Here is a 23,258-nt window from a genome sequence, read left to right on the forward strand (position 1 = left end):
GCCGCCTCCCACCTGCGGTAGAGCGGCTTCGGCGTACCCGGCCGCACCCCGCGTACCAGCAAAAATGCGGTTCCCGCACAGGTGCCGTTAAGTACCCGTTAACCAATGGAATCTTCACTCCGCAGTTGCATTCCGTGACCTGGCCGAGTGAACGTGGATAAACCGCGGCCAATACGGCCAGCACGAAACGTGATCGGATCGGCAACAATTCATCACGGCCGGCGCGGGGTGACCAATCCCGATTCGTAGGCCAGCACCACGAGTTGCGCCCGGTCCCGCGCGCCCAGTTTCGTCATCACCCGCGAGACGTGCGTGCGCGAGGTGGCCGGACTGATCACCAGGTGCGCCGCGATCTCGTCGTTGGACAGCCCGCCCGCGACGAGCGCGAGGATCTCCCGCTCGCGCGCGGTCAGCTCGCGCAGCGCGCCGGGCTCGGGCCGGCGGTGCTCGGGGCGCGCGGCGAACTCGGCGATCAACCTCCGGGTGACGCTCGGCGCGAGGAGGGCGTCACCCGCGGCGACCAACCGGATTCCGTTGAGCAGGTCGACCGGGTCGGTGTCCTTGAGCAGGAAGCCGCTCGCGCCCGCCCGGAGCGCCTCGAACACGTACTCGTCCACGTCGAACGTGGTGAGCACGAGGACCTTCACGTCGGGCAGCTCGGCGCAGATCCGGCGGGTGGCCTGGAGGCCGTCGGTGCCGGGCATGCGGATGTCCATGACGACGACGTCCGGCCGGTGGGCGTGCGCCTGCGCGACGGCCTGCTCTCCGTCACCGGCCTCGCCGACGACCTCGAACCCGTCCTCGGTGTCCAGCAGCAGCCGGAAACCCGCGCGCACCAGCGCCTGGTCGTCGGCCAGCACCACCCGTACCGGAGCCACTACCCACCTCCCACGGAAGGACCGCGCGCACCGCGAACCCGCCACCGTCGACGTGCCCGGCCTCGAACACCCCGCCCAACGCCTCGACCCGCTCGCGCATGCCCGTCAGGCCGGCGCCGGTGCCCTGCTTCTTCGCGCCCTCGGTTTCGGTCGCGGTTCCGGTGTCGGTGACGGTCAGTTCGAGTGCGTCGTCATTTCGAGTGAACACGATCGTGATGTCCGCGCCGGGTGCGTACCGCAGCGCGTTGGTCAGCGACTCCTGGACGACCCGGTACGCGGCGGCGTCGACGGGTGCCGGCAGGTCGCCGGGCGCACCGCGGACGGCGACGTTCGGGACGGGCGCGACCAGCGCGTCCAGGTGCCGCAGCGAGGGTGCCGGCGCGGTGCCCTCGCCGGTGCGCAGCACGCCGAGCGTGGCACGCAGGTCCTCCAGCGCCTGACCGCTCGCGACCTTGATGGCCTTGAGCGCCTTGACCGCCTCCTCGGGCCGCCGGTCCGCGACGTGCGCGGCGACCCCGGCCTGGACGTTGATCATCGCGAGGCTGTGCGCGACCACGTCGTGCACCTCCCGCGCGATCCGCAACCGCTCCTCCTCGACCTGCCGGTGCCGGCGCTCGATCAGCCGGGTCCGGCGGAGGGACAGGACCGCGAACGCGGGGGCGACGACCAGCGGACCCCAGTGCCCGGTGACGTAGTAGAGCCAGGTCGACCCGCCGGTGACCCCGATGACCGCGGCCGGGTACCGCCGTCGCCACGCCAGTGGCACGAACGTCGCCGCGAACCAGAGCCACCCCCACACCCGTGCGACCGTACGTCACCCGAACCACGCCGACATCCACCCGACGACGCACCCGCCACGTACGCCCACCGCCGTACTCCCGCGCCCTGCTCACCCGCTGCCGAGCCTCCCGGTCCGGTTCCCCCGCCGCACCCTCGACTGCCGCACCCTCGACCGGCCGTCGTGCCGCCTTCGTACTGCTCGTCCCGTGCTGCCCATCTCTTGCGGCTACCCACAGGTGTGAACATTCCCGCCCACCAGGGTGACCGGACTTGAACCCCGCTGACCAGGTACGGAACGTTCCGACCCCATGAACCTCAGGAAGACCTTCGTGGGCGCCGCAGCCGCCCTGGGCGGCACCGCGATGATGCTGGGCCTGGGCGGCACCGCGATGGCGTCGACCGACGCGGACGCGAACGCCCACGTCACCCCGAACGTGGATGCGAACCTGGGCAAGTTCCTCGCCGTAGGCGACCTGGCGAAGGTGGACACCACCAACCCGAACGGCAAGGTCGACGTCCTGAACAACCAGAACGCCACGGTCGAGGCCCTGGCGAACAACCTGGAAGCAAACCCCCTGAACACCCTCCTGACCGACTCCCACCCCACCGCCCCCGCGGTCCTGGGCCTGTGGGGCAACGCCTGACCGACCCCCGGGAACGAGCCCGCCACCCCAGGCCGGGCTCGTTCCCCTTGCCCACCGCCACCCAGCCCCAGCCCCCCGCCACTCGGCGAGGCCACTGACACCCAGGCACCCGGCACCCGGCCTTCAGGCCGTTCCACCTCTCGGCAGGCCACACCCCTCAGCGGGCCGCCCGAACCTCAGCAGGCCGCCCGAGGCCCTCGGACCCGGCCAAACCCCGCCCGGCCCCCGGCCAAACGGCCTGCCCTCCCCAGCCATGCCTCAACGCCCGACGGCGTACCCCTGCCCACCCCGCGGATCAGCGGCCCCCCGCAACAACCCGTCCACCGACCGCGACACCGCCGACAACCGCCCCAACGTCCAGGCCCCGGCATCCACCACGGTGTGCCCACGCTCGCGCAGCGCGTCCAACGCCCCGAACCGCGACTCCACCATCACCTCACCCGGCGTCCAACCACGCGGGTAGAACGAACTCGGGAACGCGTTCGTGTGCCACATCGGCGAGTCCACCGCCGCCTGCAACCCCAGCCCGCCGACCGTGTGCGCCAACCAGAACGCGAGCTGCCACTGGTCCTGCTGGTCCCCGCCGGGCGTGCCGAACGCCATCGTCGGCACGCCGTCGCGCGACGCCAACGTCGGCGACAGCGTGATCCGCGGCCGACGGCCGGGGACGAGCGAGTTCGGCAGCCCCTCCTCCAGCCAGAACATCTGCGCCCGGCTCCCCAGGCAGAACCCGAGGGACGGGATGGTCGGGGACGACTGGAGCCAGCCGCCCGACGGGGTCGCGGACACCAGGTTGCCCCAGCGGTCGACCACGTCGATGTGGACCGTGTCGCCGCGCACCGTGCCGTCCGGGCCCACGATCGGCTCGCCGAGCGCCGACCGCGACAGGCCCGCCCCGCCGAACGACCCGCGCGCGCCGTCCGGGCCGACCGCGCCCGAACCGACCGCACCCTGACCTGCCGAACCCGCGCGGGCGGTGGCGGCCTGGGCGAGTGGGTCCAGCGGGTTGTCGTATCGGCCGGCGGTGGGGTGGGACGGGTGGTTCGGGTCGGGGTGGGTGCCTCCGCGGGCCGCTGACACGGTTGGCTCGCCGAGAGCGCCACTGCCTTGTTTTTCGGCAACGTGCGGGCCGCGCAAAATGTGCCCTGGGTACACCGGCATCATGCCGTCGGGTGAACCGGCACGCAGGGAAAGGGACGCCGTTTCACCCACAAGTGAGCTCCTCAAACGGGCGTACTCGCGGGTCAGGAGGGTGTCCAGGGGGCCTGCGCTGTCGCCGTACCACGCCTCGCGGTCGGCGAACGCCAGCTTCGCGCACTCGACCGCCAGGTGCACCGTGTCGACCGACGGCACCCCGTCCACGTACGACAACCGGTCCGCGAAACCCTCCAGCAGCAACAACTGCTGCAACAACGCGGGCCCCTGGGTCCAGAACCCGGGCTTCGACACGGTCCACGAGCCGAAGTCCACCGACACCGGGTCCTCGTAGGACGCCGACCACGCGGCCATGTCGTCGCCGGTGAGCAGGCCCGCGTGGTCCCGGCCGGAGTCGTCGCGGAACGGTTGGCGGCAGAACTCGTCGACCTGCGCGGCGACGAAGCCCTGGGACCAGGCTCGGCGGGCGGCTTCGATCTGGGCTTCGCGGTCCGGGCCCGCGGCTTCGCCGGCGGCGAGGAGCCACTCCCACGTGTCGGCCAGCTTCGGGTTGCGGAACACGCTCCCGGCCGCGGGTGGGCGGCCGCCGGGCAGCCACAGGGCGGCCGACGTGGTCCAGTGGTCGCGGAACAGGTCCTGCACCGCGGTGATCGTGCGGGTGACGTTGGCCAGCACCGGGAAGCCGTCGCGGGCGTAGCCGATGGCGTACCCGAGGACGTCGCGCAGCGAGCGGGTCCCGTGGTCGCGCAGCAGGGTCAACCACCCGTCCCAGGCGCCGGGCACGGTGGCGGCGAGCAGGCCGCTGCCGGGCACCAGGTCGAGGCCGAGGTCGCGGTACGCGCCGATCGTGGCGCGCGCCGGCGCGACGCCCTGGCCGCACAGCACCCGGGGTGCGGCGCCGGCGGCGGAGAACACGACGGGCACCTCGCCGCCGGGTCCGTTGAGGTGCGGCTCCACGACCTGGAGCACGAACCCCGCCGCGACGGCGGCGTCGAAGGCGTTGCCGCCGTCTTCGAGGACGGCCATGCCCGCGGTGGAGGCGAGCCAGTGCGTCGAGGCGACCATGCCGTGGGTGCCGGCGAGTTCGGGGCGGGTGGTGAACACGTCGACAAAGTACGTGTTCCGCACGCAATTGGTTACCCCGGCTAACTGGATCGTTGCGATCTAGATCTTCGCGATGGCCCGCCGCCCGACGCCGTGCAGGGCGAGTCCGGCCCGGCGGAGCGCGTCGGGGTCGAGGTGGTTGCGGGTGTCGAGGACGACGGAGCCGGACATGGCGGCGGCGACGCGCGCCCAGTCGAGGGTGCGGAACTGCGGCCACTCGGTGAGCAGCACGACGGCGGCGGCGCCGCGCGCGGCCTCGTACGGGTCGTCCACGACGGTCATGCCGACGAGGGGTCGGCTGATCTCGGGGTCGTACGCGACGAGTTCGGCGCCTTCGAACGCGAGCAGTTCGGCGACGGCGAGGGCGGGCGAGTCGCGCAGGTCGTTGGTGCCTGCCTTGAACGCGAGCCCGTACACGGCGACGCGGGTGCCGGCGAGGGGTCCGACGGCGTCGCGGAGCTTGTCCACGACGCGCTGCTGCTGCCGGTGGTTGGTGTCGATGGTGGCGCGCACGAGGTCGAGGTCGACGCCGACGGACTCGGCGATGCGGACCATGGCGTGGGTGTCCTTGGGCAGGCACGAGCCGCCCCAGCCGGGTCCGGGTTGGAGGAACGACTGGCCGATGCGCCGGTCGTGGCCCATGCCCTCGGTGACGGAGGTGACGTCGGCGCCGACGAGTTCGCACAGCTCGGCGACGGCGTTGACGTAGGACAGCTTCATGGCGAGGAAGCAGTTGGCGGCGTACTTGACCATCTCGGCGCTGGCGGCGTCCATGAGCACGGTGGGCGCGCCGAGCTTGGCGAACAGGGCGGCGACGCGTTCGGCGGCCTGGGGCGAGTCGGAGCCGACGACGATGCGGTCGGGGTGCAGGAAGTCGCGGACGGCGCTGCCCTCGCGCAGGAACTCGGGGTTGGACACGACGGCGACGTCCTCGCGGCGCAGCAGGGCGGCGACGCGGGTGGAGGTGCCGACGGGCACGGTGGACTTGCACACGACGACGCACCCGTAGGGCAGCTGGTCGCGGACGGCCTCGGCGACGGACTCGACGGCGGACAGGTCGGCGGCGCCGCCCGCGCCCATGGGCGTCGGCAGGCACAGGAACACGACCTCGGCGTCGCCGACGGCGTTCTCGGCGCCGACGACGAACTCGAGCCGGCCGGCTTTGCGGCCTTCGAGGACGAGGTCGGCGAGTCCGGGTTCGAGGATGTCGACCTGGCCGACGTCGAGTCTGGCGACTTTGAGCGCGTCGACGTCGGCGCACACGACGTGATGGCCGAGGGAGGCGAGGCAGGCCCCCGTCGTCAGTCCTACGTAACCGGTACCCACGACCGCGATCCGCCGTCCGAACATGTGTCGACGGTGGCACCCGAAGTTGGCCGAGGGTCAAACACCAGTTGTATGCGGAGAGTGAGGTGGGTAGTCCCCTGGGTGTACGCGGGAACACCACCGCCGGTGGACGCGGGCCGACGGGCCGGGCGGGCAGGGTGCAGGTATGGAGATGGTGGTGTTCCTGCTGGTGTTCGCGGCTTTGGCGCTGGTGGCGGCCGTGCCGTTGGTCGCATTGCTGCACTACTCCGACCGCCGCGGCTGAACGAGCGTTAACCTCCTGGGCAACAGGTCGAGGAGGACTGATGCAGATCTCGGGAACCGCGGCGATCGTGACCGGCGGCGCGTCCGGTCTTGGCGGTGCGACGGCGAGGGCGTTGGCCGCGGCGGGCGCGAAGGTGTTCGCGCTGGACATCTCGGTCGACGGCGCGCCTCCCGTCGAGGGCGTCACGTACCTGGCCGCGGACGTCACGTCCGAGGAGGACGTGCAGGCCGCGGTGGACACGGCGGCGGGCTCGGGCGAGCCGCTGCGGATCGTGGTGAACTGCGCGGGCATCGGGCCGTCGACGCGCACGGTCGGCAAGTCCGGTCCGCACCCGCTCGACCTGTACCGCAAGGTGATCGACGTCAACCTGGTGGGCACGTTCAACGTGCTGCGGCTGGCGGCGGCGGCGATCGGGAAGACCGAGCCGCTGGAGCACGGCCAGCGCGGCGTGGTGATCAACACGGCGTCGATCGCGGCGTACGACGGCCAGATCGGCCAGGTGGCGTACGCGTCCTCGAAGGCGGCGGTGGTGGGGATGACGCTGCCGGCCGCGCGCGACCTGTCGTCGGTGGGCGTGCGGGTGATGACGATCGCGCCGGGCATCGTGGACACGCCGATGCTGGCGACGGTGTCGGACGAGTTCCGCGCGGGTCTGGCGGCGGGTGTGCCGTTCCCGAAGCGGTTGGCGCTGCCGGAGGAGTTCGCGAAGCTGGCGCTGGCGATCGTGGACCACGACTACCTCAACGGCGAGGTCGTCCGGATGGACGGCGCGCTGCGGATGGCGCCCCGCTAGTCGACCCGGGCCCGCGGACGCGCCGGGCGTCCGCGGGCGCTCAGAGGTCGCCCGCGAAGGGGAGTTCGGCCATCGCGTCGGAGGTCATCCAGTCGCGCAGGGCGTGGGTGGCGCGGACGTCGTCCTCGTTGTACTCGAGGAGTCGGCGGCGTTGGTCGGGGTCCGGCCGCTGCCCGTCGAGGCCGACGGCGTCGCGGTACCAGCGCATGGAGTTCTCGCCGCCCGCCTCCGGGTCTCGCCAGCGGAAGCCCGCGACGGGCGCGATGGTCTTGAGGCCCTTGCCGTGCGCGCAGAGGAACTGGTTCTGCACGATGCCGAACAGGTCGACCCACTCGTCGGACCCGATGAACTCGCGCACCCGGCCCGTCGTCGGGATGCCGGGTCGGCCTTTGAAGCGGTCGGCGGAGCCCAGCAGCCAGCGGTTCTCGGCCAGTTCGTTGTAGCAGTACGCGCGGAACGTGAGGCCGCGGGCGCGGGCGGTCGCGCGGACGTCGGCGAGCCAACCCCAGAACTCGGCGAACGAGCGGGCCTCGTCGTCGCACGGCAGCGGGTCCCACGTGGCGAAGGCGCGGTAGCCGTGCTCCTGGCCGACGTCGGCGCCGGAGAGCCAGCAGCCCCACATGTACGCGCCGAGGTCGCCGAAGCTCTCCATGTCGACGTCCACCTCGACGTCGGCCCGCGGCACGTCCATCCGGGCGACGCGGCGCACCACGGTCAGGTCGCGCAGCCACGCCCGGGCGAGGATCACCGCGTCGGGGTAGGGCATCCCGACCAGCGGGACGACCGGGGACGCGGTGGGGTCGAGGGCGGCGAGGTCGTCCACGGTGCACACGCCGACTTTGCGCAGGGCGGCGGCGTCCTCGCCGCGCACGACCAGGCTGACGTCTCTCGAGGTGCGCAGGTCGACCTCGCACACCGGCCACCACGGGCAGCTGCGGCACTCCACGATCCGGGACGGCCTGGCCAGCGGTTCGGCGCCGGTGGCCGCCGCGGTCGCGACGGCGAGCCGGTCGGCGAACCGCGAGTCGTACTCGGACAGGGCGGTGCGCGACGCGGGCCAGGTCGGCGACTCCAGGTCGTGCCAGACGACGACGTCGGCGTCCATGCCGACGACACCGCCGGTGGCCCGGCCGGTCGCGGCGAACCCGGAGGCCTGGAGCTGCCGCTGGGCGTGCGCGAGGCGGAGTTGGTCGCGCGGCTGGGGCCGGACCTTGCGCAGCGGGTCGGTCCGCGCGCCGGCGGGCAGCGGCGAGGCGAGCGGTGAGGTGCGGGCGCCGTGGCCGGGGTCGGTGACCTTGTGCCGCACCACGAGGATCGGCACGTACCCGGTGTCGGTGCGGACGAGCAGGTCGATGCCGCCACGCCGGCCGCCGAGCGGGTCGCGGGGCAGGGCGGCGCCCCAGATGTAGCGCACCCCGGACTCCATGGCGGCCGTGGTCACGCGCTCGCGGTCGGCGGTGGGCGCGTCGGCCGGCACCTCCAGGAGGTCGGACCCGACGACCCGGCCGAGGGCGTCCGCGACGGCGCGGCGGTGGCCGGTGGCGTCGGCCTTGCGCTGCACGCCGGTCGGATCCGGGGGAGCCTTGGGCGTCTCGTACATCGTGGGGTCGTTCTCGAGGTGCACCCGCCGCCGGCAACGAGTGACCACGCCGGCGTCGAGCTGCACCTGGGAAGTCACCGGTAGAGCCTATGCCGGACGGCCGACTGTTGTACGCGCAACCTGCGGTGCCGGAATCGATCTTTTGCCCGATCGGGCCTAGGGTGCGGACAAGGAGGTGGGTCATGGCGGGCAGGCAGCGGTTGACGCCGGGCCGGGCGAAGAACCTCGTCGGCGTGGCGAAGGTGGTGGCGCCGGCGCTGATCCCGGTCGTCGCGCCGTTGGCGGTGCGCGCGGCGGCGCTGGTGAGCGACCGCTACGACGTCTTCCGGGCCAGGCGGCTGGGTGTGCCGGTGGCGGAGTTGGCCCGGTACTCCGGCAAGGGCGCGCGGTTGCACGCCCGGATCGCGGGGTTCGCGAAGGCGCTCGAGGAGGTTCGGGACGCGGAGTTCGCGCGGGTCGCGAACGAGCGGTTGGCGCAGCTCGCGGCGGCCGTGCAGGCGGCGGAGCGGATGCCGACGTCGCGTCGGCGTGCGGCGCACCGCGCGGTGGACGCCGATTTGGGCGCGTTGGAGTCGGAACTGCTCAAGCGACTGGGTGTGGCCTAGACCACTGGGGGTCCCGGAGGCTGGAGCGCCTTACGCGCGCGGGTCCGCGTCTCCTACTCTCTGTTCCGTGACCAGACGGCCGGCTCCCACCCGCTTCGCGCGCGGTGTGCTACTGGCCGTCACGTCATTGTCACTCACCGTCGCGGCACATGGCGCGGCCGGTGGTGAGCTGGGCGATGTCGTACCCGCGCTGCCGTTGACGCTGCTGATCGCCTTCGGCTGCACGGCGCTGTCCGAACGGGTCCGCAACCCGTGGACCATGCTCACCGCTCTGGGCGTCGCCCAACTGGGTCAGCACGCGCTGCTGAACCTCGGGTTCCACCCGGCGCACGTGCCGCAGTTCGACCCGACCGCGATGACCGCCGCGCACGTGGCGGCCGCGCTGCTCACCGGTCTGCTGCTGGCCCGGGCCGACACGGCGCTGTCCGCGCTGGTCTCGGCGGTGCGCACGCTCGTGCCGGTGCTCGCGCCACCCCGTCCCGCGACCCGGCCGGCCGCCGCGCCCGTAGTCGTCACGGTCGTGGGCACGTGCGTCGAGGTGCTGTTGCGGCGCGTGAACGGCCGGCGGGGACCGCCCGTACTCCTGAGCACCCGAGTCCCCTAAACCCCCTCTGGCCATCAGGAGCCACAACTCCATGTCGACACATCGATTTGGCGTGCGCACGCTCGCCAAGGGCGGCGCCGTGCTCGCGACCGCCGCGTTCCTCGCGCTGACCACCGCCGGCCTCGCGTCCGCGCACGTCACCGCCAACACCACCGCGCCCGCCACCCAGGGCGGGTACGCCAAGGTGACGCTGCGGGTGCCGAACGAGCGCCCCGACGCGGGCACCGTGAAGCTCGAGCTGACCCTGCCCGCCGAGTACCCGCTGGCGTCGGTCAGCACCAAGCCGACCGCCGGCTGGAAGGTCGAGGCGATCAAGGCGAAGCTCGACAAGCCGGTCAACAGCCACGGCCGCGAGGTCACCGAGGCGGTGCGGACCGTCGTGTGGACGGCCGACGCGGGCGTGCGGATCGAACCGGGCCAGTTCAACGAGTTCGACATCTCCGTCGGCCCGCTGCCGGACAACACCGACAAGCTGCTGCTGCCGACGAAGCAGACGTACTCCAGCGGCGAGGTCGTGGACTGGAACGCGGCGCCGGCCGCCGCGGGCGCCGAGGAGCCGGAGCACCCGGCGCCGGTGCTGAAGCTGGTCGCGAAGACGTCGGACACCGACGACCACCACGACTCGGCCGCCACCGCCGCCGCCGACGACACGCACAACGGCGTGACGATCAACGGCAACGACTCCACCGCGCGCTGGCTCGCCGGCGCCGGCCTCGTGGTCGGCGCGCTGGGCCTGGGCTTCGGCGCGGGCGCGGTGCTGAAGTCGCGGCGCACGACCAAGCCGTCGGCATGAAGCGCGTCGTCTCCCTGGCGCTCGCCGCGCTGGTCGCGGGCGGGCTGGCGCTCGGCACGGCGGGCACCGCGCTCGCGCACAACGTGCTGGTGGACAGCACCCCGAAGGACGGCGCGTCGCTCGACGCCGGTCCCGCGGAGATCACGTTGACGTTCGACCAGCCGGTGCAGGCGGGCGAGCGGTTCAACACGATCACCGTGACGGGACCGGACAGCACCCAGTGGCAGGGTGACGGCGAGCCGACCGTGAAGAACAACTCGGTCACCTTCCCGGTCCGCCCGCTGGGTCCGGCCGCGGAGTACTCCGTCGGCTACCGGATCCTGTCCGCGGACGGCCACCCGGTGACGGGCACGCTCAAGTTCACCCTCACCAAGGCGGGCACCGGCACCCCGGCGACCGCCACGGCGGCGCCGGCCGAGTCGTCCTCGCCGGAGTCGGACGGCGGCGTGCCGATCTGGGTGTGGATCGCGGGCGCGGTCGTGCTGCTGGGCGGCGGCGTGTACTTCGCGCTCAAGGGACCGAAGGAGAACGCCGGGAGATGACGAACCGGACCACCACCCCCACCAGCCGGCACTGGGCGGCAGTCGGCCTGTTCGGCGGCGGCCTGCTCGGCGTCGTGCTGGCGCTGACCTTGTCGAACGCACCGGCCGAGTCGGTCGGCGTCGCCGAGGCGGGGGTGGTGGTCCAGTTCGCCCAGCACGTGGTGCGCACGCTGCTGGACCTGTCGGCGACGGCGGTCGTCGGCTTGTCGCTGCTGCCGAAACTCCTCGGCTTCTCCCGGCCCGCGGCGACCGAGCCGGTGATGCGCGTGGCCCGACCGGCGGCGGTGATCGCGGCCGCGGTGTGGGTCGTGACGGCGTTGGTGTCGCTGGCGATGCGCGCCTACGAGACGCGTCCGGACGTGCCGGTGACGCTGTCCTCGGTCGCCGACTACGTGCAGAAGGTCGGTGCGGGACAAGGCTTGTTGTTCAGCGCCGTGTGCGCGCTGCTGTACGTGTGGATCGGGATCATGGCGGTGCGCCGCGGCGAGTCGGTCCCGGCGGAGCTGCGGATCCTGGTCGCGATGTTCGGCCTGCTGCCGCTGCCGGTGACGGGGCACGCGTCGAACTGGAAGTACCACGACTACTCGATGATCTCGATGGAGCTGCACGTGCTGGGCGCGGCGGCGTGGACCGGGGGCCTGCTGGCGCTGATCGTGCTGGTGGCGCACCGGAAGGCGCTGCTGGCGGACGCGCTGCCGAAGTTCTCGACACTGGCGACGGTGTCGCTGGTCCTGGTGTCGGTGACGGGGTTGTTCAACGGGCTGCTGGAGTTGGCGCTGAACCCGGTGAACCCCCTGCCGGGTTCCCTGTTCACCACCTCGTACGGCTTGGTGCTGGTGGGGAAGTTCGTGTGCGCGGGCCTGTTGGCGTTGCTGGGAGCCAACATCCGGTGGCGCCTGCTGCCGCACATCGCGGCCCACAGGACGACCGCCGTGGTGGCGTGGGCGACGGTGGAACTGGTCGTGATGGGCATCGCCTTCGGCCTGGCCGTCGTGCTGTCCCGCGCGTCGGTCACCTGAGGGTCTCGGCCCGACGCCGGTCCGCGCCGCCGCTCGACCGCCGCGGACAGCCGATCACCGATCGGCGGCCTCCGCAAAAATGCGCAGAGTGCACGCGCAGGGCGCGTCGGTGAGTGGACCGTTCGGTGCGGTGAGTTGCAGACCGAACGGGCTAGTCGGCGGTGAGGTGGGCGGTCGGGTCCTCGCGCATCCGCGTCAGGGTGGCCATCGTCACGCGGCCTCGGCGGTCGAGTTCGCGGGAGTCGATCCAGCCGTTGGCGTAGTAGCGGTAGTCCTGGGCCAGCTTCACCAGTTCCGCCAGGTAGTCCGCCGAACGGCGGCGGCGCGGTTCGTCGAACGACGCCAGCAGCGGCAGCTGGGTGTCCACGACCTCGTCCAGCATGCGGGCGGACTTGAGTGCGCGCCTGCGCCTGACTCCGAGCATCTTTTCGATCACGCGCACCTCGCCACAAGACCCCGACCGGCGAAACCCGTCACGGCGTCAGTCGGATTCCACGTCCCCGGTGTTACGACCGTCAACGGTACGGGGACCACGGCGTCGTGGTGTCGCCCGCACGCAACGCCTGCAACCTACGCCGCAGCTCCGGACCCACGTGCGGGTGGCTCCGCATGATGGGCAGCACGCTGGTGGTCAGCTTCAGCTCGCGCACGTCGCGCAGCACGCCGAACCCGGGCCACCGCGTCACGTCGAACTTGTACTCGCGGGCCAGCTGCCGGTGCCACCGGGCCGGGTGGCCGAAGCGGGCGACGCCGACCGGCAGGGTGCTGAGGTCCCACTCCCGGGGACCGATGCTGGTGGAGTCGAAATCGCAGATCACGGGCCCGTCGGGGGACGGGATGAGGTTGCCCAGGTGGGCGTCGCCGTGCACCACGCCGACGGGCAGCGCGGGTTCCAGCGACCTCAGCCGCGAGTCCAGGGCGGCGCAGCGCTCCTCCAGGAACGCCCGGTCCGACGCGGACAGCTCCTCGGCGTCGAGGATGCGCCGGCGCACGTCGTCCAGCGGCGCCCAGTGCGGCAGGGCGAACGTGGGCGGCGGCAGGGCGTGGACCGCGCGCAACACCCGGCCCAGGTCACGGCCGTCGACCGCGCGCCCGGTGGACGGCACGGTGTGCCACAGGGTCGCGAGGTGCTCGCCGACGGCCAACGGCTGCGGCACGTCGACCAGGCGCACCGCCGGCACCTCGTGCGAGGCGAGCCAGCGGGCGACGTCGACCACCTTGCGCGCCCGGTGCCGCAGCGCCATGGACCCGACGATGCGCACCACGACACCCTCGGACGGCAGGTCGAACACGGCGTTGCTGGTGAACTTCACGAGCCGCGCGTCGCGGTGCGAAAGGCCCAGATCTGCGCACAACCGCTCCAGCACGGCGGTCAGCGCGGCGGGGGTGAACCTGCCGTCCAGGCCGACTCCCGCGATCAAGCCGCGCTGTCGCTGCCGGTGAACTTGGCGACGCGGTCGGCCAGCTCACGGGCTTCGGGGTTGTTGCGGCGCTTCTCCGCCTCGTACTGGAGAGGCTTCATGCGGTCCTTGGTGCGCACCGACTTCAGGCCTTCCGAGAGGTCGATGGCCTGCCGGCCCATGCGGGCGCCGTGGTCGATGTCGCCGTCCAGCAGGTGGTTGATGGACAACGACGTGAGGTTGAACGACCTGCTCCGGCTCATGTCCTCGCCGTACCCGCTGATGGCCTTGGACAGCGCCGGGATGGCCGTGCGGGTGTACTTGACGTCCACCGTCTGGGCCAGCTCGGTGTGCACGGTGCCGATCATCGCCGACAGGTCGTTGCTGTCGAAGAACTTGGCCCACGCGGGCGCCTCGCCGATGTTGGCGCGGGCGAACTCGTCGCGCGCTCGACCCAGGAGCTTGAGCGCCTGGTGGTCGCTGCCCATCTTCGCGTAGGCCCACGCCTCGTTGGCGCACAGGATGCCGACGGCCAGTTCGGAACCGGAGTTCTGCGCGGCCAGCTGGCCGAGCTGGAACACCTTGAGCGCGTCGTCCGGCGCGTTCTGGTGCAGGTAGACGCGACCCATCCGGTAGAGGATGTTCGCGACCAGCTCCTCCTTGCGACCCTGCTTGGCCAGCCCGAGGGCCTGGCCGAAGTGGTTGCGCGCGGAGTCGTACAGACCGGTGTCGAACGACGTCCAGCCGGCCAGGTTGTGCAGGTCGGCGAGGGCGACGTAGAGGCGCTCCTTCACCAGGTCGGTCGCGTTCGCGCCGAGCATCTGCTGCCCCCACGACAGCTGTGCGACCACCGCGTCCCGGCACGAACCGCCGCCGTACTGGTAGTCCAGCGTGCGCAGAGCCCTCGTCGCGGCCTCGACCTGGCGGACGTCGGTCATGCCGATGCGCCCGGGTGCCGGGGTCTGCGCGGGCGAGGACGCCCACGAACCGGAGTCCGTACCGAACACGGCCGCGCCAACAGTGATGGCGGCGGCGTGCGCGAGGAACTTCCGACGCTTCACCGACTCGTCCTCCTCCGAATGAGGTGTCTCCGCCGAGGCGGCGACCCTCACTGCCGTGGCCTCGTCGTAGGCGAGGCCCATGTATCCCCTGGGGACACCCAGGCCCTGGGCGATCCGCGCCAGGACGTCGTAGGCCATGACCTGACGTCCCTTGAGGATCTCCGAGACCTCGGACTGCGACTGGCCCGTGAGCGCCGCTATCTGGCGCTGGGACACGCCGTGCCGTCGGAGCAGCCGGTACACCGAGCTGATCTCGCGCCTGGCCAGCGCGTCCCGCATCTCCTGCTGATCCCACACTTCGGGTGTAACAGGAGAGCCTGACGAACCGATGGTGTTCAATTGCGCCCCCTCACAGTCCTTCGGGCGTCAACCGCAGAGTAAGGGCACTCCCCCGACTGCGAGAAGTACCGATCGGCGAGGCTGATCGGCTCTGCCGAACTCCGGTGACCGCTTACCGTGGAACGGGTACCGGCCAACGCTGCGCCGCCCCGATCCGGGTTGAATCATCGCAATCTAGGTTCCGGTAAGCGAGTGAGTACGGAGAGGAACCTGGTTGTGGACCTGATCGAACGGGCGGTGCCTGCGGTACCGGCCTCCGCGGTCGCCACGGCTGTGTCCCCCTCCGCTCCCCTGTCCGTCCGGGAGTCGACCGACCTCGACTCCGGATGGCGCGGCTCGACCGGGCAACGTCGCTCGTGGCGGATCCGTTGCAGTGACGTGGTCGACCGGGAGCGCTGCCTCACCGTGCTGGTCGACCGGGGCCGTGTGGTCCTGGTCGGTCCTCCCGGCGAGACGGCGGTGCTGTCGGCAGACCAACTCGTACAGCTCAGGGCTGCGCTACGTGAAGCCGCCGAGCAGGCGGAAAGGTGACGGTGACGTTTCGGTGGACGAGATCCTCGGACAAGTTCTTCGCAACGCGGTGTGGGAACGGCTGGACCTGCTCACCGAGCTGGCCAACGAGGCCGACGCCCCGTCCCTCCTGTCGGTGGCACGATCCGAGCTCCCTCGGCTGACCGAGGGGTGGCGGGCGCTGCTCGCCGCGCACGAACCGGACGACAAGGGCAACTGCCCCGAGTGCTCCGGTCGTTGGCGGCAGCAGAAGAGCCCCTGCTCGGTGTGGCGCGCCGCGTACGAACACCTGGTCGCGGGCGGTTTGGCCCCGCGCCCGGCTCGGCACCTGCGCTCGGCACCGGTGACCCCTCCTGTCACCCGGAGTCGTCGAGCCGCGGCTGTGCTCCGAGCCCACTAACGGGCGGTACCGACCTGTCGTTCCCCCGACGCGACAGGCTCGATCACCCGCCTACTGGCCGGCGGTCCGGGACGAGCGAACCCCCGACCGCGACGAACGGACCGTCGGCCAGGTCATACCCACCGGCTCACACCCGGCGGGCACAACAGAAGACATCCGCGGGCCGGTGCTGTGCACCTCCCTCCCCGACCGGCACCGGTCCGCGGGCACCACGTCGGCCCCGATTGCCTGTCCCTCCCGCACAGGCAATCGGGGCCGTATCCACGTCAGCGGCGCGCGCCGGTCCTCCAGGTGAGGTACCGGGTCACGCCGGGGAACAGCCGCCCGGCGACCTCGAACGCCTTGAGCTGCCAGGGGAACACCACTTCCGCGCGGCGCCGGGCGACGGCCCGGACGATCTCCTCCGCCACCCGTTCGGGTGACACGGTGGGGATGAGCCGGGCGACGAGCGGGATCCGCTCCTCCGCGCCGGGGTTGTTGGCGAAGTAGTTGCTCGACACCTTCCCCGGCACGACCTCGGACGCGCCGACGCCGGTTCCGCGCAGGTCGAGGCGCAGTGCCGCGGCGAGTCCGCGCAGCGCGTACCGGGACGAGGTGTAGCCGGCCGCGCCGGGGATCGGGATGCGGGAGACGGGCGAGTTGACGGTGACGACGTGCCCGCTGCCGCGCGCGAGCATCCCGGGCAGGAACCCGCGGGTGACGTGCAGCGCGGCGAGGTAGGGCAGCGCGGCCATGGTCGCGAGCTCCTCGACGGGCGTGTCCTCGAGGAACAGCCACCGCCCGACGCCCGCGTTGTTCACCAGCACGTCGGGCGTGGGCACGGCGGCGACCAGGTCGGCGATCGCGGTGGGGTCGGCGAGGTCGACGTCGTGGGCGGTCGCGCCGGGCAGGTCGACCTTCGAGGCGGTGCGGGCGACCAGCACGACGTGCGCGCCGCGTGCCGCGAACAGTCGGGCGGTGGCGAGGCCGATGCCCTGGGACGCGCCGGTGATCAGGACGGTGGGCAAGCGGTTCTCCCCGTTCAGGCGACTTCGGGCGACTTCGGGCGACTTCGGGCGACTTCGGGCGGCTTCAGGCGACGGAGCGGACGCGGGTCACCAGCACGGCGGCGAGCAGGGTCGCGGCGGCGGACACCGCGAACAGCCCCCGGTAGCCGCCCAGTCCGGCGAGGACGAACGTGGTCAGCAACGGTGCCACCACCTGCGGCAACGAGTTGGCGATGTTGACGACGCCGAGGTCCTTGGCCCGGTCGGACGCGGCCGGCAGCACCTGGGTGAGCAGCGCGAGCGCCACCGCCCAGTACCCGCCGAACCCGACGCCGAGCAGCGGCGCGGCGACGAGGGCGGCGGGCCACGTCGGCCAGACGACCAGCAGCAGCGCGGCGAACCCCATGACGCCGGACGCGGCGAGGACGAACGGTTTGCGCCGCCCGATCCGGTCCGACCACGGTCCGACGACGAACGCGCCGCCCGCCAGCGCCACCCCGTAGAGCAGCATCAGCACGAGGAGCCCGTCCTCGGGCGACGGGTGGTGCACCTCGTCGGCGAGGAAGTACAGCAGGTAGAGGGTGCCGAACGCGTTGCCGAGGTTGATCGCGAAGTGGGTGGCCCACGCCCAGGCGAAGTCGGGGTGCCGGCGCGGCGAGACCCACAGGTCGGCGGCCCGGAACGCGGGCCGGTGCGCGGGCGGCAGCCGCGCGTCGGGCGTGACCAGCACGAACAGCAGCGCGCCCGCCACCACGACGACCGCGCACGCGAGGTAGCCGGCGACGAGCCCGGACACCACGACGGTCACCAGGACCGCGCCGAGGACGGTGCCGAGCATCTGGCTGACCCCGACGAGCCCGCCGACCTGGGCGCGCTGCCGCACGGGCACCCGGTCGGGCACGGCGGAGGTGAGGGACGCGAGCATGCCGTTCAAACCGGCCTGCACGAGGCACCAGCCGAGGGTCATGACCGGCACGGACGGCGCGATCGAGAGCACCACGAGTCCGGACGCGCCGAGCAGGGCGCCGAGCAGCGTCCACGGGTGCCGCCTGCCGAACCGCGAGGTGGTGCGGTCCGAGGACAACCCGATGAGCGGGTTGGCGACCAGGGCCACGATCGCGCCCACTCCCGTGACCAGCCCGAACACCGCTTCCTTGGCGCCGGGGCCGAGGTCGGCGGCCTGTTGTGGCAGCAGCACCTGGATGGGCGCGTAGATGCCGAGCCACAGCCCGAGGTTGGCCAGGAACAGCCAGGTCATCCAGGAGCGCCGGACCGGCACGACCGGTTCGGCGAGGGCGGTGTCCGCGGACGGGGCGGTCATCGGCCGATCCGATCGCGGTACCAGTGGTAGGAGGCGCGCGGCGTGCGGACCCCGGTGTCGTAGTCGACGTGCACCAGGCCGAACCGCTGCGAGTACCCGGCCTCCCACTCGAAGTTGTCCATCACCGACCACACGAAGTACCCGCGCACCCCGGCTTCGAGGGCGGCGTCGACGTGCGCGGACAGGTAGTCGACCCGGTCGGTGTCGTCGGCGGCGTGCGGGAAGCTGCACCCGTTCTCGGTGACGTAGACCGGCGGCAGGTCGGGGTACCGGTCGCGCAGCCACGTGACGACCTCGGTCAACCCGGAGGGGACGACCGGCCAGCCGAACCCGGTGAGCGGGTGCTCGGTGATGTCGACCAGCTCGAACGGCAGCGGGTTGCCCGGTGACGGTGCCCGCAGCCGGGTCGGGTTGTAGTAGTTGACGCCGTAGAAGTCGAGCGGCGCGGAGACGATCGCCGGATCGCCGTCCAGGATCGGCAAGCGGTCGGCGAGCGCGTCCGGGTAGCGCCCGGTCAGCACGGGGTCGGAGAACAGCAGGTTGTGCACGGCGGAGTAGGCCTGCGCGGCGGCCACGTCGGCCGGGTCGGGTGTCGCGGGCCAGGCGGGGGTGTGGTTGTTGGCGGTGCCGACGGCGCGCGCACCGGCCGAGCGGAGCGCGGACACCGCGAGCCCGTGCGCGAGGTTGAGGTGGTGCGCGACGGGCAGCGCGTCGTAGAGCAGCGCCTTGCCGGGCGCGTGCTGACCCACGGCGTAGCCCTGGAGGGTGAGCATCGCGGGTTCGTTGACGGGGATCCACAGCGCGACCCGGTCGGCGAGGCGGTCGGCGACGGTGGCGGCGTACTCGGCGAACCGGTGCGCGGTGTCCCGGTTCAGCCATCCCCCGGCTTCCTCGAGGGCCAGCGGGGTATCCCAGTGGTAGAGGGTGGCGACGGGCGCGATGCCGGCGGCGACCAGTTCGTCCACCAGTCGGTCGTAGAAGTCGAGCCCTTCCGAGGTTCGCCCGAACGGTTGAATTCTGGGCCACGCCACGGAGAACCGGTAGGCCCCGACGCCGAGGTCGCGCAGCAGCGCGACGTCCTCCCGGTACCGGTGGTAGTGGTCGCACGCGACCGACGCGTCCTGGCCCTCGTGCACCGGAAACCGGTCCCACACCGAGGGTGTGCGCCCTCCTTCGGCGAACGCGCCCTCGATCTGGAACGCGGATGTGGACACACCCCACAGGAACCGGTCGGGCAGGGTCACCAGAGCCTCCCAAAACGCGAAAGAGATTCGGATAGTAGGCGTGTTGTGCTCGACTGGGAAGTACGACGGCGGCCGACCGGGCACTATGAAGTCCCCGACCACCGAAACGCATGGAGTCGCCGTGACCAGTACGACCCCGCTGCGCCGACAGCCGGTGCAGCAGCGCAGTGCCAAGCGCGTCGAACGGATGCTCGAAGCCTGCGCCTCCCTCATCGAGGAGGTCGGCTACGACGGCGTCACCACGACGCTCATCGCCGAGCGGGCCGGGGTCGCCGTCGGTTCCCTGTACCAGTTCTTCCCGGACAAGCGGGCCGTCGTGCAGGCGCTGACGCTGCGCAACCTGGAGAAGTTCGTGCTGACCGTCGACAGCAAGTTCACGTCCACCACGTTGGAGCACTGGTGGGACGCCGTCGACTCGATCTTCGACGTCTACGTGTCGATGCACCGCGAGGTGCCGGCGTTCAGCAAGCTGCACTTCGGCGACGTCGTCGACCTGCGCCTGCTGGACGACCGCAGGGACAACAACACGGTCATCTCCGACCGCATCTCGGAGATGATCTCGACCAAGTTCGACATCCCGCTCGCCGACATCCACCTGCCGATCTCGATCGCCGTGGAGGCGGCGGACGGCGTGCTGAACCTGGCGTTCCGGCGCGACCCGGCGGGCGACCAGCGCATCCTGGACGAGGCGAAGGCACTGGTCAGGGGCTACCTGTCCACCCGGCTGCCGGACTAGCCGAAGCAGCGGCCCTCGCCGCGGTAGGTCGGCACCACGTCCTCCACCACGTCGCCGCGCACCAGGTGGTAGTGGGTGAACCGCTCGGCCGACTCGCCCGCCTTGGCGTGCCGCAACCACACCCGGTCCCCCAGCGCGAGCCCGGCCGCGGCCTTGCCGGTGACGGGCGTCTGCACCTCGCCGGCGCCTTCCAGCGGCAGCAACTTCAGGCCGTGCGGCAGGTACGGGGTGGGCTGGCGGTCCGCGGTCGCGGTGCCCGAGGCGACGTAGCCGCCGGAGAACAGCGTCGCGACGGTCTTCGTCGGACGGCGCACGACCGGCAGCGCGAACAGCACGGCGGGCTGCGGGCGGAAGTGCCGGTAGCCGTCGAACAGGGTCGGCCCGATCAGCCCGGACCCGGCGGCCAGCTCGGTGACCGACGGGTCGGCCGCGGTGGACTCCAGGCTGCCCGTGCCACCGCCGTTGACGAACTCCAGGTCCGCCACCGCCCGCACCGCCGCGACGGCCGCGGTCCGGCGTTCCACCAGCTCCCGCGCCGAGTGCCGCTGCATCCACCGCAGTGCCGCGGCGCGCAGCGGACGTCCGGGCGGCGCGTCGCCGAGCCCCGCGATCTGGCCCTCGTAGGCCATGACCCCGACCAGCGCGAACCCCGGCCGTGCCACGACGGCCCTGGCGAGCCTGCCCGCCTGGGCCGCGGTGTGCACGGGCGAGCGGCGCGGTCCGACGTGCAGACCGGGCGCCGGGCGCCAGGAGACGTCCAGCTCCAGGCACACCCGGATGTCGGGGTGGTCGGGCCCGAGGGCGGCGTCCACGAGGTCCAGGTGCGCGGTCGAGTCGACCATGATCGTGACGCGCCGACGTGCCTTGGGGTCGGCCGCGAGTTCGCGCAGCGCGGTGTGGTCGACGGTGGGGTAGGCGACGAGCAGGTCCTCGGCGGTGTCCCGGTCGGACAGCCAGAGGGCTTCGGGCAGCGAGAAGCACATGAGTCCGGCGTAACCGGGGTGGGCCAGCACTCGTTCCACCAGCGCGCGGACCCGCACGGACTTGCTCGCGACCCGGATCGGCTTCCCGCCCGCGCGGCGCACCAGGTCCGCCGCGTTGTGGTCGAAGGCGTCCAGGTCGACTATCGCGAACGGGGCTTCGAGCCCCTTGGTCGCGGCGTCGAGCCGGGTTCGGTGCTGCATGGGGTCACCGTACTTGAAAGGTGAATACGTTTCACCTACGGTGCGGGGATCCCGTCACAACGGAGGTGTTGGGTCTTGGGTACGCCGTGGACGAACTGGGCGCGCACCGCGTCCGCGAACCCGCACCGGGTCGAGCACCCGACCAGCCTCGACGGGATCGCGGCCGCCGTCTCGGGTGCGTCCGCCGTGCGCCCCCGGGGCAGCGGCCACTCGTTCACCGCCATCGCCGTCGCGCCGGGCGTCGCCCTGGACCTCGACGGGTGGACCGGCGTGGTCGAGGTGTCCGGCAACCTCGTGACGGTGCGGTCGGGCACCCCGTTGCGGCAGCTCAACGCACTGCTGGACACGCTGGGCCTGGCCATGGCCAACCTGGGCGACATCGACGCGCAGACCATCGCGGGCGCGCTGTCCACCGGCACCCACGGCACGGGCGCGAAGCTCGGCGGCCTGGCGACCCTGGTGGTGGCGCTGGAACTGGTGCTCGCCGACGGGTCGGTGGCCCGCTGCTCGGCCACCGAGCGCCCCGACCTGTTCGCCGCCGCCCGGGTCGGTCTGGGCGCGCTGGGCGTGATCTCCACCGTGACGCTGCGCTGCGTGCCGTCGTTCGTCCTGCACGCGCGGGAGACGCCGGGCAGGCTCGAGGAGGTGCTGGAGGAGTTCGACCACTGGACGTCGGTGGAGGACCACGTCGAGTTCCACTGGTTCCCGCACGGCGACCAGGTGATCGTGAAGCGCAACAACAGGGTGGACGAGCAGCCGCGCCCGCTGTCCCGGTTCCGGCACTTCTACGAGTACGAGGTGATGGAGAACGCCGCGTTCGGTCTGGTCTGCCGCACCGCCCGGACGTTCCCGCCGCTCACCGCCCGGCTGAACCGACTGTGCGGCTCGCTGATCTCGGAACGCGTCTACTCGGACGTCTCGCACCGCGTCTTCGTCACCCCGCGCCGGGTGCGCTTCGTGGAATCGGAGTACGCCGTCCCGCGCGAGTCGCTGCACGCCGTGCTGACCGAACTCCGCCGCGCGGTCGCGTCCCTGCACCACGGCGTCATCGTCCCGGTGGAGGTGCGGGTGGCACAGGGCGACGACATCTGGCTGTCCACCGCCCACGGCAGGGACACCGCCTACATCGCCGTCCACCAGTACCTGGGCATGCCGCACGAGCAGTACTTCAAGACCTTCGAGGACATCGCCACCGCGGTGGGCGGCCGTCCGCACTGGGGCAAGATCCACACCCTGACCGCCGCGGACCTCGAGCCCCGCTACCCCCACTTCGCCGACTTCCGCCGGGTGCGCGACGCCGTCGACCCGACCCGCAAGTTCACCAACGCCCACCTGGAGCGGGTCCTGGGCTGAACGCGAGCCCGGCGAGCCGGCGCGGCCCGGGTTCCTCGGACGCGAACACCACGCCGTCCGCGAAGTGGAACCGGCCGCGCCACCGCAACTCGCTCCACAGCGCCATCACCCGCCGGACCTGGGCGTGCGACAACCCGCACGCCTCGACCAGCGCCACCACCTGCCCGGGTTTGGACGGCAGCGTGCCGCGGGAGAGCATCGAGTAGACCTGACTGCGCGAAATCCCGGTCAGCACGCCGATCCGTGCCGGCGTCAACCCGGACCTGACCTGGATCACCTTGAGCAGCGCGGTGAAACCGGCGGGATCGGTGGCCTGCAATTCGGAGTCGAGCACCGGGTTCACCGGTGTGAGCGCCGACCGGTCGTCCCGGTCGACCAGTCGAGCGACCACCGGACTCGTGCGGAACGCGACGTCCCACGCCGATCTGAGCGCTTTCCGCTCCTCGACGGTCGTGTCGAGTTCGAACACCAACGTCGCGTAGGTGCCCCACGGCAACAGCCGCCGGCGGTCGAGCGCGTCGATCAGTTCGACGGGCGACCCGGCGCGCTTGACCGTGAACAGCCGCAGGACGGCCCGGTGGAACAGGTCGACGGGCGTCCGGTCGTCCCCGGCCAC

At 72.1% G+C, this 23,258-nt stretch carries 24 protein-coding genes; 11 read left to right on the forward strand and 13 right to left on the reverse strand.

Annotated features, from left to right (window positions below):
• Positions 1-212: 212 nt before the first annotated feature.
• The gene (locus AB0G50_RS04570; RefSeq protein WP_360102217.1) at positions 213-878 is read right to left on the reverse strand and encodes a response regulator transcription factor; all 666 of its coding nucleotides are present in this window, start codon (positions 876-878) and stop codon (positions 213-215) included.
• The gene (locus AB0G50_RS04575) at positions 769-1,677 is read right to left on the reverse strand and encodes a sensor histidine kinase (protein WP_360102219.1); all 909 of its coding nucleotides are present in this window, start codon (positions 1,675-1,677) and stop codon (positions 769-771) included. Before AB0G50_RS04575 ends, AB0G50_RS04570 begins: the two co-directional genes overlap by 110 nt.
• A 289-nt stretch (positions 1,678-1,966) precedes the next feature.
• On the opposite strand from AB0G50_RS04575, the gene AB0G50_RS04580 reads away from it, so the two are divergent.
• Positions 1,967-2,302, forward strand: coding sequence for a hypothetical protein (locus AB0G50_RS04580; protein ID WP_360102221.1), 336 nt, complete (start codon positions 1,967-1,969; stop codon positions 2,300-2,302).
• Between the two features lie 258 nt (positions 2,303-2,560).
• Here AB0G50_RS04580 and AB0G50_RS04585 read toward each other — a convergent pair whose 3' ends face one another.
• On the reverse strand, positions 2,561-4,561 hold the full coding sequence (locus tag AB0G50_RS04585) for a gamma-glutamyltransferase (RefSeq protein ID WP_360102223.1): 2,001 nt from the start codon (positions 4,559-4,561) through the stop codon (positions 2,561-2,563).
• A gap of 60 nt (positions 4,562-4,621) precedes the next feature.
• Positions 4,622-5,911: a UDP-glucose/GDP-mannose dehydrogenase family protein gene (locus AB0G50_RS04590; protein WP_360102225.1), complete on the reverse strand. Its 1,290-nt coding sequence runs from the start codon at positions 5,909-5,911 to the stop codon at positions 4,622-4,624.
• 281 nt (positions 5,912-6,192) lie between these two features.
• Between AB0G50_RS04590 and AB0G50_RS04595 the strand changes: the two genes are divergently transcribed.
• On the forward strand, positions 6,193-6,945 hold the full coding sequence (locus tag AB0G50_RS04595) for an SDR family NAD(P)-dependent oxidoreductase (RefSeq protein ID WP_360102228.1): 753 nt from the start codon (positions 6,193-6,195) through the stop codon (positions 6,943-6,945).
• 40 nt (positions 6,946-6,985) lie between these two features.
• Here AB0G50_RS04595 and AB0G50_RS04600 read toward each other — a convergent pair whose 3' ends face one another.
• Positions 6,986-8,623 (reverse strand): TM0106 family RecB-like putative nuclease, encoded by a 1,638-nt coding sequence (locus AB0G50_RS04600; protein WP_360102230.1) that lies wholly within the window; start codon positions 8,621-8,623, stop codon positions 6,986-6,988.
• A gap of 104 nt (positions 8,624-8,727) precedes the next feature.
• Here AB0G50_RS04600 and AB0G50_RS04605 point away from each other — a divergent pair, with 104 nt between their 5' ends.
• From AB0G50_RS04605 to AB0G50_RS04625, 5 genes are all read left to right on the forward strand, one after another.
• On the forward strand, positions 8,728-9,150 hold the full coding sequence (locus AB0G50_RS04605) for a DUF6474 family protein (protein ID WP_360102232.1): 423 nt from the start codon (positions 8,728-8,730) through the stop codon (positions 9,148-9,150).
• Positions 9,151-9,217: 67 nt separating this feature from the next.
• Positions 9,218-9,754, forward strand: a complete 537-nt coding sequence (locus tag AB0G50_RS04610; protein WP_360102234.1) for a hypothetical protein — start codon at positions 9,218-9,220, stop codon at positions 9,752-9,754.
• 52 nt (positions 9,755-9,806) lie between these two features.
• Positions 9,807-10,547: a YcnI family protein gene (locus tag AB0G50_RS04615; RefSeq protein WP_360102235.1), complete on the forward strand. Its 741-nt coding sequence runs from the start codon at positions 9,807-9,809 to the stop codon at positions 10,545-10,547.
• Entirely contained in the window at positions 10,544-11,089 is a 546-nt protein-coding gene (locus AB0G50_RS04620) for a copper resistance CopC family protein (protein ID WP_360102237.1), read from the forward strand. The genes AB0G50_RS04615 and AB0G50_RS04620 overlap by 4 nt, the downstream gene beginning before the upstream one ends.
• The gene (locus AB0G50_RS04625; RefSeq protein WP_360102239.1) at positions 11,086-12,108 is read left to right on the forward strand and encodes a CopD family protein; all 1,023 of its coding nucleotides are present in this window, start codon (positions 11,086-11,088) and stop codon (positions 12,106-12,108) included. The genes AB0G50_RS04620 and AB0G50_RS04625 overlap by 4 nt, the downstream gene beginning before the upstream one ends.
• A gap of 151 nt (positions 12,109-12,259) precedes the next feature.
• Here the strand turns inward: AB0G50_RS04625 and AB0G50_RS04630 are convergent, their stop codons facing one another.
• From AB0G50_RS04630 to AB0G50_RS04640, 3 genes are all read right to left on the reverse strand, one after another.
• Positions 12,260-12,532, reverse strand: coding sequence for a hypothetical protein (locus AB0G50_RS04630; RefSeq protein ID WP_360102241.1), 273 nt, complete (start codon positions 12,530-12,532; stop codon positions 12,260-12,262).
• Positions 12,533-12,623: 91 nt separating this feature from the next.
• Entirely contained in the window at positions 12,624-13,511 is an 888-nt protein-coding gene (locus AB0G50_RS04635) for an aminoglycoside phosphotransferase family protein (protein ID WP_360102328.1), read from the reverse strand.
• Between the two features lie 14 nt (positions 13,512-13,525).
• The gene (locus AB0G50_RS04640; protein WP_360102329.1) at positions 13,526-14,848 is read right to left on the reverse strand and encodes a helix-turn-helix transcriptional regulator; all 1,323 of its coding nucleotides are present in this window, start codon (positions 14,846-14,848) and stop codon (positions 13,526-13,528) included.
• A 276-nt stretch (positions 14,849-15,124) separates the two neighbouring features.
• Between AB0G50_RS04640 and AB0G50_RS04645 the strand changes: the two genes are divergently transcribed.
• Together AB0G50_RS04645 and AB0G50_RS04650 are read left to right on the forward strand one after the other, a co-directional pair.
• Positions 15,125-15,439 (forward strand): hypothetical protein, encoded by a 315-nt coding sequence (locus AB0G50_RS04645; RefSeq protein ID WP_360102243.1) that lies wholly within the window; start codon positions 15,125-15,127, stop codon positions 15,437-15,439.
• Positions 15,440-15,452: 13 nt separating this feature from the next.
• Complete coding sequence (locus tag AB0G50_RS04650; protein WP_360102245.1) at positions 15,453-15,818, forward strand: hypothetical protein; 366 nt, start codon at positions 15,453-15,455, stop codon at positions 15,816-15,818.
• A gap of 266 nt (positions 15,819-16,084) precedes the next feature.
• On the opposite strand, the gene AB0G50_RS04655 is transcribed toward AB0G50_RS04650, so the two are convergent.
• The 3 genes from AB0G50_RS04655 to AB0G50_RS04665 all read right to left on the reverse strand — a co-directional run bounded on the left by AB0G50_RS04655 (position 16,085) and on the right by AB0G50_RS04665 (position 19,369).
• Positions 16,085-16,825 carry an SDR family NAD(P)-dependent oxidoreductase gene (locus AB0G50_RS04655; RefSeq protein WP_360102247.1) on the reverse strand — a complete coding sequence of 247 codons (741 nt, stop codon included), beginning with the start codon at positions 16,823-16,825 and terminating at the stop codon, positions 16,085-16,087.
• A 64-nt stretch (positions 16,826-16,889) separates the two neighbouring features.
• Positions 16,890-18,125 (reverse strand): MFS transporter, encoded by a 1,236-nt coding sequence (locus tag AB0G50_RS04660; protein ID WP_360102249.1) that lies wholly within the window; start codon positions 18,123-18,125, stop codon positions 16,890-16,892.
• A complete protein-coding gene (locus AB0G50_RS04665; RefSeq protein WP_360102251.1) occupies positions 18,122-19,369 on the reverse strand; it encodes a GH1 family beta-glucosidase in 1,248 nt (415 codons plus the stop codon). The genes AB0G50_RS04660 and AB0G50_RS04665 overlap by 4 nt, the downstream gene beginning before the upstream one ends.
• An 85-nt stretch (positions 19,370-19,454) precedes the next feature.
• Between AB0G50_RS04665 and AB0G50_RS04670 the strand changes: the two genes are divergently transcribed.
• Positions 19,455-20,105, forward strand: a complete 651-nt coding sequence (locus AB0G50_RS04670) for a TetR family transcriptional regulator (RefSeq protein ID WP_360102253.1) — start codon at positions 19,455-19,457, stop codon at positions 20,103-20,105.
• On the opposite strand, the gene AB0G50_RS04675 is transcribed toward AB0G50_RS04670, so the two are convergent.
• The gene (locus AB0G50_RS04675) at positions 20,102-21,289 is read right to left on the reverse strand and encodes an amino acid deaminase/aldolase (protein ID WP_360102255.1); all 1,188 of its coding nucleotides are present in this window, start codon (positions 21,287-21,289) and stop codon (positions 20,102-20,104) included. The two genes, AB0G50_RS04670 and AB0G50_RS04675, sit on opposite strands and share 4 nt — an antisense overlap.
• 75 nt (positions 21,290-21,364) lie before the next feature.
• On the opposite strand from AB0G50_RS04675, the gene AB0G50_RS04680 reads away from it, so the two are divergent.
• Positions 21,365-22,642: a D-arabinono-1,4-lactone oxidase gene (locus tag AB0G50_RS04680; RefSeq protein ID WP_360102257.1), complete on the forward strand. Its 1,278-nt coding sequence runs from the start codon at positions 21,365-21,367 to the stop codon at positions 22,640-22,642.
• Here the strand turns inward: AB0G50_RS04680 and AB0G50_RS04685 are convergent.
• The gene (locus AB0G50_RS04685) at positions 22,608-23,258 is read right to left on the reverse strand and encodes a helix-turn-helix transcriptional regulator (RefSeq protein ID WP_360102259.1); all 651 of its coding nucleotides are present in this window, start codon (positions 23,256-23,258) and stop codon (positions 22,608-22,610) included. The two genes, AB0G50_RS04680 and AB0G50_RS04685, sit on opposite strands and share 35 nt — an antisense overlap.

Origin of the sequence: Actinosynnema sp. NPDC020468, assembly GCF_040642015.1 — a bacterium.
In the GTDB taxonomy this organism is placed as follows: Bacteria; Actinomycetota; Actinomycetes; order Mycobacteriales; family Pseudonocardiaceae; genus Actinosynnema.